The sequence below is a fragment of the Spirosoma daeguense genome (assembly GCF_054776875.1).
The window spans coordinates 1-9,173 of the sequence record NZ_BAAHBF010000018.1 but is presented as its reverse complement, the minus strand read 5'-3'; the positions used below and the strand labels follow the sequence as shown (position 1 = coordinate 9,173).

Here is a 9,173-nt window from a genome sequence, read left to right as displayed (position 1 = left end):
ATCCTCCCCCGGCTGCGGTGGTCGGGGGATAAACGAAAGCAACTAACATTCTCACCATGAAAGGATTTAAAGTTTTCAACAGTGACTTTACCTGTCGCGAACATCAGTTCTCAGTAAATAGTGAACATAAAGTAGACGGTAAGCCAGCCCTTTGTCAAAACGGTTTTCACTTCTGCCCTAAGCCCAACGACTGTTTCGAATACTACAAATTCGATTCCAGTAATATCGTTTGCGAAGTCGAAGCGTTAGGTGAGATCGACACGGAAGAAAACGGCAACAAGGTTTGCACGAACCACATTCGTATCGGTCGCAAACTAACGTGGCACGAAGTGCTGACGCTGGTTAATCAGGGAAAGGAGAATACGGGTCGCGCCAACAGTGGTAACCTGAACAGTGGCGACCGGAACAGTGGTAACCTGAACAGTGGCGACCGGAACAGTGGCGACCGGAACAGTGGTAACCTGAACAGTGGCGACCGGAACAGTGGTAACCGGAACAGTGGCGACCGGAACAGTGGTAACCGGAACAGTGGTAACCGGAACAGTGGCGACTGGAACAGTGGTAACCGGAACAGTGGCGACCGGAACAGTGGTAACCTGAACAGTGGTAACCGGAACAGTGGCGACTGGAACAGTGGCGACTGGAACAGTGGCGACTGGAACAGTGGTAACCGGAACAGTGGCGACCGGAACAGTGGTAACCTGAACAGTGGTAACCGGAACAGTGGCGACTGGAACAGTGGTAATGATTTGACGGGCGTGCTCTGCACAAAAGGCACTGAAATTCTGATGTTCAATAAGCCTAGCGGCATGACGCTTTTGCAATGGCGCGACACAGAAGCGTACTGGTTGATGCGTGATATTGTTCTGACTGAATGGGTTTCGTGGAGCAAAATGAGCGATCAGGAGAAAGAGCAATTCCCTCGCGCTGAAACGCAGGAAGGCTACCTAAAGCGTCACGAATACAGACAGGCGCACGCTACGTGGTGGGAGCAATTAACCGACAGACAACGTAATTTATTTACGTCCTTGCCCAACTTTTCGGCAACGATCTTCAAGCAAATTACTGGAATAGATACAGAGCCTCAGCAGGCTAATGAGCTTTCAAAGTCAAAGCGGCAGAAGAAAGGGGGAGGCAATCCCTAATGGTGTGGATAAATCAGATTGGCTCAGGCCCATGCGTTGGGCTAGTCTTTACCCTTAAACTCTAAAACCCCCGAATTCGAGGGAATTAAAACTCTTAGCAATCATGTACGAAAAACACAGAAAAAGTGGCTGGCTTGCAATGGCAATACTAGGTATGGCTATGTCAGGGATTAACACTAGAAACGGTTCGCCATTCAGCCCTCCACCACCAACAGAGGGGCAGAAGCGTCAAATGGAGCAGGACGCTAAACAGATTCAGAAACTGCATCGATTCGTGATTAAAGGCAAAGAGGTATTCGCTAAGAATAAAAAAGAAGCCATTAAGCTGGCTTCGCGTATCTAGCCATGTTCCCCGAATCAATAGCCCCCGCACCCCTGACCTCCTACGCTGATTTAAGCGACGAGCAGTTGAAAGAACTGGCGAATCTGGCGAGTGATCGGCAACTACAGGATTTCGAGATTCATCATATTGAGCAGGAAGTTCCTCACATATCTCTTCGAAATGGAAGCAAAGAAGTCGTCTTTTTCGAGAATGGAGATATAAGCTACTACTCGTTTAATGAAGTGCTTGAGGTAAGCAACATCTTCACCATCGTCAACCGCTGCCATTCTTGGGGGCTAAACTGGGAATAACGATGGAAACCAATCAGAATCAACATACGCCGGGGCCTTGGTTTGCAGTTAACTATGCAGGCTTTTTAATACTACAGACAGAGCCGTTTTATGGTGAATCTGATTTATTGAATGAGAGTATCTGTAAAGAAGCTGAAGCAAATGCAAGGCTTATGGCGGCCGCTCCTGATTTGCTGGAACAACTAAAAGAGACGCATGCAGCACTGTGTTTTGATCCTAAGTATTTAGGGTCGCATCGGTACGAGCAGAACAGAGAAGTTATTGAAAAGGCCCAAGGCTTTTATTTCGAATAGCCATGAACACCGCCGCACCCGAAACGAAGTCAGCCCTGCAAATCTGGTACGACTACGTAAACAAGCTCACCAAAGAAGATCAGTTTCAACTGGCTTCAAAAACGCTCTACCAACGCATTGGCTATGCAAAGGATATACCCGAAAACGAGCGTGGCAAGGCCAGAAAAGCCCTCTACAATCAGGCAGAGAAATACAATTGCCACCCCGGTAGCGGAGGCACGTTTAGGGAATCAAAAACACCAAAAAATAAGACACCATGAAATTCAAGATCAATAAAAATACACCAACAGGCCAGAAGATAACTCAACTTTATATTAACATGCAGGCCTATAATATTCAGGCATGTGACTTAGCTGAAGAACTTGGAGGTGGGCCCTCAATAGCAACGGGTGGTTCAAGTCTAGGCGGTGGGTTTATTGGTGTTCACTTTGCGGAGTGTCCCAAAAATTGGAAGCTATCGTATAGAACAGATGATGGCAACTATTACTTTCCTAAGGCAATAAAAGCCAATCGTGAGCTAATCAACCGCATTCAGGCGTTGCCTACTGTTAGTTACCATAGTCTGAATGAAATTGTAGGGTTCAAAGGTTTTCAGTTTGTCGGTCAGAAAATCATTAATCGTGTCGGTATGGTTTTCGGGCGTGAGTTTTACCTGCTCAGTTTGTACGAAGGCGTTGATTTTACGCCTAATGCGGATATGGTCGAACTGACCTATTCAGAATATAAAAGACTTAAAGAGGAAATTATTGGGCCTGAGGAGGAGGTTGAGTCATGACCTCCCCCTTCTCCCAATCCCGCCACCTCACTCGCAAGGGCACCCTCGTTATTTATTGGGCGGTGGTGCATACAGAGGGCTATAAAGAACGCCCTTACCTGACCAGGATTCTGTCACCACTAGGCGCTACCTGTCACGTGCAGGGTATTCGAAAGCCTGTCAGCACCTACCAGCTAGAACCCCTATCACCTCTCGCTATTTTTCTAAACGCAATAGACCTCACCCAATCATGAACCAGACCATCCAAGTATTGCAGGAATTTCGTCAGGAAGTATTACGTATAGGGCAAAGCGTTAGCGCACCACTGCCCGTTGAACCGGGCGATATTATACGTGGGACAAACGGCTACTTTTTAGTTGAACGAATAAATTCAATCGGCACAAAAGTACGTTTGGCTACCTGCGATGAACAGGGCAACAAAGACGGCATGTGGGTTGAAAACTACAGGAGAGCCCTTATTACAAAAAAGGATTGGGCGGTCGTGGGCTTTCGCGACCTGAGCCTGTGGGGGCGCGTGAGTCGCTATGTGAATACCATGCTGAGTACTGGATTTCCCTATAACACCTTTAAAAACGTACTGTAATGGACGCAATCGACGTGAGATCGCTGTGCGTAGGGAGTTATGTGCTGTCCGCGAATAGCACGATACAGGTGGTGGAACGCATAAGGCAGGACACTATCCAGAGCAGGGAATACAAAAAAATACCACAGTATTTATGCCGTGTAGACACGTTGCGGCCCATCCAGATCACGTCCGAGTGGCTCAAAAACCTTGGCGGAATCGACGTAACACGCGCCTACAGTCGCCCCTGCTTTGCCTTTGTACCTGAAGACGATGAGCCTCACCCGATCTACATTTTCTACGTCGAGTGCTATGGCGACGAATGGACGCTAACGTACTATGGGAACATTATCGCTACCCTGAACGGCGTCCACCACCTCCAACAGCTTGTGTTCGCACTTGAAAGTGTCTGGCTCACGCTAAAAGCAGAGACGGCATGAAACACCTCACCAACCACCACCCCATCGAAGGGGACTCCGCACTCACCCAAAATCGTCGGGTCATAGCAGGCATTCTCATCACAGCAGGGATTCTGGCGATTCTGATTGCACTCTGTCAGTACAATACGCAGTACAGGGCGAAAGTGAAAACAGGGGAAGAACAGGCCCAGACCAGTCGGTAAACGAAACATTAACACGAATCAATTCAACATCATGGAAGCCCAAACAAAAACTCAGGATTACACAGCAATACTGTCCACTATTCCTACAGGTGAAATAGTATCCTACCTCAAACGTAAAGACTTTATTGTCGTGGCTGACAATGAGCTGGCTCATACGAATAATGACATAGAGTCAGCTTTAGAGAATGAAGGATATATTATCGTTCATGTGGACGAATACGTCTCTCCAGAGGATCGAGACAAAGTAGAGATTCGCCTAACTGGCAGCCTGGTCGATGCTGACATCAAGGAAGGCATTGAAAATGCATTTCAAAAGCACGGCTACACATTGGGCCGGGTATTACAAACCATTTAATCTAACTATCCAATGAAAATTCTAATCTCCTCCTCCATTTTAAAGAAAGCAGTTTCGTTCGTATCCCGCGCTATACGTAACAACCCGATTGTCCCTGTACTCGAAAACATCCATTTCGATTTGCAGGATAGTAAACTGACGCTGAAAGGGTCAGATTTGCAAACAACGCTTCTTGCCAGTGTGCAGGTCGACTCAACCGATTCAGGTAAATTCTTACTGCCAGCCGACAAGCTAATCAAGTTCTTATCCGCCCTACCCGAACAACCAATAACGTTACTGGTCGATAGTGAGAAGTTTAGCACGACCCTGAAATGGGATTCAGGCAAAACAAAACTTTCTGGCGACAATGCGATGGACTTCCCGAAGATGCCAGAAAAAAAAGGACAGGAATTTACCCTTTCCCTCGAAAACGACGATCTACATCGCTTTATGGATGGTTTAGGCGGCACTGTTTACGCAACCTCCACCGATGATTTACGTCCTGCTATGACGGGCGTATATATGCATAAGCGCAATGAAATGTTAACGTTTGCCGCCACCAACGGCAATATACTGGTCGAATATCCTATAACTGGTTTTGACGGAGAGGATATACCCAAATCAATTATTCCCGGCAACTTCGTCAAGTCGGTTTTAAAAGCCTATCAGGAGAATGAAGGTAGTGCAACGCTGACGCTGACACCTACTAATATTGAAGTAGCAATAGGTCAGTTTACACTTATTTCCCGGTTGATCGATGAACGCTTTCCTGACTACGTAAACGCTATTCCTACCCAAAATCCTTTGCGGTTAGAGGTGGATAAAGGAAAGCTAACGAGTGCACTAAAGCTCATGTTAATCACTGCATCATCAACAAAAATCATCTCGTTTAAAGTCGATAATAACAACCTTCGCTTTTCGTCAGCCGATTATGATTTTAGTCACGAATCAGAAGAACAAATATCTGTCACCTACGCCGACGAGCCTATAGAAATAGGTTTTAATGGGGATCGGTTGCTAACCATTTTATCGCACCTGAACGGCGAAACAGTGGCTTTTGCCATGAGCGCGCCCAATCGTGCGGCTATCCTGACAGGTGACGACGAGTCAATCACAACGCTACTCATGCCAGAGCCAATTCGCCAGTTTGCGTAAACCCCTAACCTCCTCCTGTAATACTATACGCGCAGGGGGAGGTTTTAAAAGGATTGTAACACACCAAATCAGCACAGTTATGAACACCAACGAGCCAGAAAAGCCAGAACCACCCAAGCCCCAATCCCTCGGATGGTGGGCGATCCTGCTAGGCAACAACATGGAGCCAACTCTACCTGCTGGTCCATACGCGAGCAAAGAGGATCTATTACAGTACCATTCCATGCCCTACGCCATCCACGAGTTTGTGGAGGGAGAGGGATTGTAAAAAGCAGTATGAAAACAATAGACACCACTGGTAAGTACATTCTAGATGCTTGTTGTGGCAGTAAGATGTTTTGGTTCGATAAGTCCAACCCAAACGTACTGTTTGCAGACATTCGCACAGAGGAACACGTACTGTGCGATGGACGAAATCTTACCATTCAGCCTGATGTGCAGGTGGATTTTCGCTGTATGCCGTTTGCTGACAATACGTTCAAATTGGTTGTATTTGATCCGCCACACCTGAAATCGCTGGGGCAAAACTCGTGGACAGCTAAAAAGTATGGTGTCCTACTTCCTAGCTGGGAAACAGACATTCGGGCAGGATTTGACGAATGTATGCGCGTCTTACAGCCGTACGGTACGCTTATATTTAAGTGGAATGAAACCCAGATAAAGACCAGTAAAATTCTTGACGTGATTGGCGCAACACCTTTACTGGGGCACCAGTCAGGTAAAAGCTCAAACACGCATTGGCTAACATTCATGAAAGGCTTAACCACCTCCGCCGACCAGCCTAACCGATAAAACAAGATGAACGAACGTACACTATTTGACAACGACGAAAACGCGTGGCTATCTGGTAGAATTGCCCAGCTACGTAGTATGGAAGAAGCACAGACGGAAGCGTTTTTAGATGACCCCAGCGAGTCCGATTTATCTGTTAGTATCGTACACCTACAAATGCACATTGCTGATCTGGTGCGTATCCAGAATTACCTCTACAGCCACACTCAAACTCTCCAAACACCATGACAGCACAGCACATACACTCTGAACCTATATACGCATTAGGCTTGCTCATTCAGGGTATGAAATACGTACATGAAGAGTATGCTGACCAGATCAAAGGCTCGTCATCCTATCAAGGGCCATTACTCAGTACAGTACAGAAGCTCAGCATCATCTGCCAGAATGATATAAATCGATTACATCGTACTATCGACAAGCATAAAGGCAATCAGTCTGACGAGATGATTTACACGCCTTATTACGAAGGGTGTGATCTGGTGAAAGAAATAATCGAAACGGTCATGCTTTTAGCAACAGTGGAGGATTCTCGCTTTGCTGTTAAAGCTGCCAGAGATATGTTAAGCCACGTACGTAAGCAGATTGAAGAAGGAGCTCCTGAAACAAACCAGCCCATGCCACAACAAGAGAAAATGCTCGAACTGGTACTCAAAACAAAGTGGTACCGCATGATTGAGTCGGGGGAGAAGAAAGAAGAATACCGCGACATAAAACCCTACTGGTGGAAGCGAATCTTTACCAGTGAATGCCCCGACGATATTATTCCCAGAGGTGTTTACCCGCAACGCCACACGCATGTACGCTTCCGGTTAGGCTATGCAAAAAATACACCAACAATGGTGTGGAAACTCGGAGCTATTGGCGTAGGCAATGCAAATCCGGAATGGGCAGAGGGACACATGGGGCGTATGATTAAATTACCTCTTATCGAACGTATTAGCTAACCAACCGCCATGACTATAGACGAATCTAAGATTGTAGAAGAGACAAACGAATCGCTGGCATTAGCCTGTTTGTTAGCGGACGATGTCGTATTCCCCATGAGTATTGAACGTAAGGGCGGAGGAATCACAACAGGTATTTATGTGCTTTGCAATGATGTTTTTGCGTGGGCCTGTTCCGACCTTGAACCCATTATCAGCAACGATAACGAGGCTCCTAGCGAAATAATCGACCTCTACAAACTCCATAAAGAGAATATCAAATATGGTTGGATTAAATGGGTGTGCCTGAAACGAAACGAACAGCCACAAGGCCCTTTAAAGAAGTATATGCAGGATGCTGGCTATTGGAATGATCAACTTGAAGCCTTGCCAGAGAATCAATACGATGCCGCGTGGCGAGATCATAATAACCAATAACCAACCAACCCTCCTCGACTCCCTGCCGAAACGGGCAGGATGGACTTACCTTTTTCGTACTTCTCCGATACACCTAAAATACTACTTATATGACACATCAGGTTCCTGAAAATATTCTGTGGACAGAATTTAAAAATGGCAAAGGTGATGAGCGAAAAGGCTTTGTGGTTATTGCCAGAAAAGACGATGCGGGTACGTTAAAAACATTCACAAAAGGCTTTTTTGGTCAACTCGTCTTTAAAGAACCAGGCGATATGGATTACAGTGATGATAGGGTAGTAGCTGAGTTGTTCAATGGCAATGGTAAGCACGTGGCTTGCCTGATGTGGCGAAGCTGGCAGGAGGTTTTGGATACGTGGGAGTTCAGGCCTCGAAAGAATAACTAACCCCACCCACAGCCCGGACGCCTGTTTCGGGCTTTTTTGTGGGGAAAGGTACCGTTTAATCAATTGGTAGAAAGAATTAAAAATAATTCTACGTAAATACTTGACATGAATTAGATTTAATTCTTACCTTTGATTCATCAAACGCACAAACAAAGCACGCCATGAACGCCAAATACAATCGCTCTGAAATTATGAAGTCTGCCTGGACGATGTTTCGCAAAGGCCTAAAAACCTTTAGTGACGCCATCAAAACAGCGTGGGCAGTAGCCAAACAAACCAACGTATTTGCCAATGCAGAGCTGGGGCGTTCGTATGTAAAGCTGAGTATTTGGGCTGGCGGTGGCGATCAGGTTGTTGCTACTCAGTTATTGGCGATCACCTTCGACGCTAAATGGACGTCTTTATCAGACGAAGAAATCGAAAGCAACATCAAAGCAATGTATCCTCAATATTCACTCCAATACGTAAACGTTATCTAATATGGAAACCAAGATTCTCGCCCGTTTTATTGCTGTTATCCCTGATGGACAAGGCGCACGCAAAAAGAAAACAATTGTTTTGCTCGACAAAGACTCGACCGGACGTTATTACTTCGCTACCGTTTCGGTAAAAGAAGGAAAGCCTGATGGCGCGCCTAACAAGCTATTTTGGGTCAATGATAACCAACTTCCTGTTTATTTCACTGACTCTGAACGTGGCGATAAGTTTATTGAGTCGATGGGTACGACTATCCATAAAAGCCACTACAGCGACTTCACTGCTCTATTTAAACTACTGTATACGAATGTGCGTTTTGAAGACGTGTACAGTCGCACTAAACTAGGAGCGCCCAGCCAGAACGATGCATCCAAAAAGTTATTGGAAGATGCTGTGCGTAACTGGTTCACTGAGCGCGTTGGCGGCACTGACGAAGAGCCTGTGTTACGCACATCGCTATTAAATCTGAACGCGATTTCGCGTCAATCAGGCGTCAATCAAGGGAATTTACGTAGTTTTACACTGGGCGATAAAGGCTTGTCAGGCGAGAGTATGTATGCCTTATTGCCAGTACTTGAAAAACTTGGCTTTAAATCGAACCCCTAGGGAATTGAAATTGGACTGCCGTTCGAGAA

Annotated in this window: 18 protein-coding genes; all 18 read left to right on the top strand. The window is 46.2% G+C overall.

Features of this window, described 5'->3' with window-relative positions; all coding sequences use genetic code 11:
* The first annotated feature begins 56 nt into the window (after window positions 1-56).
* Window positions 57-1,145: a DUF7666 domain-containing protein gene (locus ACYVD4_RS31840; protein WP_460952478.1), complete on the top strand. Its 1,089-nt coding sequence runs from the start codon at window positions 57-59 to the stop codon at window positions 1,143-1,145.
* 103 nt (window positions 1,146-1,248) lie between these two features.
* The gene (locus ACYVD4_RS31835) at window positions 1,249-1,488 is read left to right on the top strand and encodes a hypothetical protein (RefSeq protein WP_460952476.1); all 240 of its coding nucleotides are present in this window, start codon (window positions 1,249-1,251) and stop codon (window positions 1,486-1,488) included.
* Between the two features lie 2 nt (window positions 1,489-1,490).
* Window positions 1,491-1,778 (top strand): hypothetical protein, encoded by a 288-nt coding sequence (locus ACYVD4_RS31830; protein WP_460952475.1) that lies wholly within the window; start codon window positions 1,491-1,493, stop codon window positions 1,776-1,778.
* 2 nt (window positions 1,779-1,780) lie between these two features.
* On the top strand, window positions 1,781-2,071 hold the full coding sequence (locus ACYVD4_RS31825; protein ID WP_460952474.1) for a hypothetical protein: 291 nt from the start codon (window positions 1,781-1,783) through the stop codon (window positions 2,069-2,071).
* 2 nt (window positions 2,072-2,073) lie between these two features.
* Window positions 2,074-2,331, top strand: a complete 258-nt coding sequence (locus ACYVD4_RS31820) for a hypothetical protein (RefSeq protein WP_460952472.1) — start codon at window positions 2,074-2,076, stop codon at window positions 2,329-2,331.
* Entirely contained in the window at window positions 2,328-2,846 is a 519-nt protein-coding gene (locus tag ACYVD4_RS31815; protein ID WP_460952470.1) for a hypothetical protein, read from the top strand. The genes ACYVD4_RS31820 and ACYVD4_RS31815 overlap by 4 nt, the downstream gene beginning before the upstream one ends.
* 229 nt (window positions 2,847-3,075) lie before the next feature.
* Window positions 3,076-3,429 carry a hypothetical protein gene (locus ACYVD4_RS31810; RefSeq protein WP_460952469.1) on the top strand — a complete coding sequence of 118 codons (354 nt, stop codon included), beginning with the start codon at window positions 3,076-3,078 and terminating at the stop codon, window positions 3,427-3,429.
* A gap of 149 nt (window positions 3,430-3,578) precedes the next feature.
* Window positions 3,579-3,848 carry a hypothetical protein gene (locus tag ACYVD4_RS31805; protein WP_460952468.1) on the top strand — a complete coding sequence of 90 codons (270 nt, stop codon included), beginning with the start codon at window positions 3,579-3,581 and terminating at the stop codon, window positions 3,846-3,848.
* Window positions 3,845-4,030: a hypothetical protein gene (locus tag ACYVD4_RS31800; RefSeq protein WP_460952466.1), complete on the top strand. Its 186-nt coding sequence runs from the start codon at window positions 3,845-3,847 to the stop codon at window positions 4,028-4,030. The genes ACYVD4_RS31805 and ACYVD4_RS31800 overlap by 4 nt, the downstream gene beginning before the upstream one ends.
* 31 nt (window positions 4,031-4,061) lie before the next feature.
* Window positions 4,062-4,385: a hypothetical protein gene (locus ACYVD4_RS31795; protein WP_460952465.1), complete on the top strand. Its 324-nt coding sequence runs from the start codon at window positions 4,062-4,064 to the stop codon at window positions 4,383-4,385.
* A 12-nt stretch (window positions 4,386-4,397) separates the two neighbouring features.
* Window positions 4,398-5,519 (top strand): DNA polymerase III subunit beta, encoded by a 1,122-nt coding sequence (gene dnaN / locus ACYVD4_RS31790; protein ID WP_460952464.1) that lies wholly within the window; start codon window positions 4,398-4,400, stop codon window positions 5,517-5,519.
* A 276-nt stretch (window positions 5,520-5,795) separates the two neighbouring features.
* Window positions 5,796-6,311, top strand: a complete 516-nt coding sequence (locus tag ACYVD4_RS31785; RefSeq protein WP_460952462.1) for a class I SAM-dependent methyltransferase — start codon at window positions 5,796-5,798, stop codon at window positions 6,309-6,311.
* Window positions 6,312-6,317: 6 nt separating this feature from the next.
* Window positions 6,318-6,539, top strand: a complete 222-nt coding sequence (locus ACYVD4_RS31780) for a hypothetical protein (protein WP_460952461.1) — start codon at window positions 6,318-6,320, stop codon at window positions 6,537-6,539.
* On the top strand, window positions 6,536-7,258 hold the full coding sequence (locus tag ACYVD4_RS31775; RefSeq protein WP_460952459.1) for a hypothetical protein: 723 nt from the start codon (window positions 6,536-6,538) through the stop codon (window positions 7,256-7,258). Before ACYVD4_RS31780 ends, ACYVD4_RS31775 begins: the two co-directional genes overlap by 4 nt.
* Before the next feature lie 9 nt (window positions 7,259-7,267).
* Window positions 7,268-7,675 carry a hypothetical protein gene (locus tag ACYVD4_RS31770; protein WP_460952458.1) on the top strand — a complete coding sequence of 136 codons (408 nt, stop codon included), beginning with the start codon at window positions 7,268-7,270 and terminating at the stop codon, window positions 7,673-7,675.
* 89 nt (window positions 7,676-7,764) lie between these two features.
* Window positions 7,765-8,061, top strand: a complete 297-nt coding sequence (locus ACYVD4_RS31765) for a hypothetical protein (protein ID WP_460952456.1) — start codon at window positions 7,765-7,767, stop codon at window positions 8,059-8,061.
* Window positions 8,062-8,222: 161 nt separating this feature from the next.
* Window positions 8,223-8,540 carry a hypothetical protein gene (locus tag ACYVD4_RS31760; protein WP_460952454.1) on the top strand — a complete coding sequence of 106 codons (318 nt, stop codon included), beginning with the start codon at window positions 8,223-8,225 and terminating at the stop codon, window positions 8,538-8,540.
* A gap of 1 nt (window position 8,541) precedes the next feature.
* Window positions 8,542-9,144 (top strand): hypothetical protein, encoded by a 603-nt coding sequence (locus ACYVD4_RS31755; RefSeq protein WP_460952452.1) that lies wholly within the window; start codon window positions 8,542-8,544, stop codon window positions 9,142-9,144.
* Window positions 9,145-9,173: the final 29 nt, after the last annotated feature.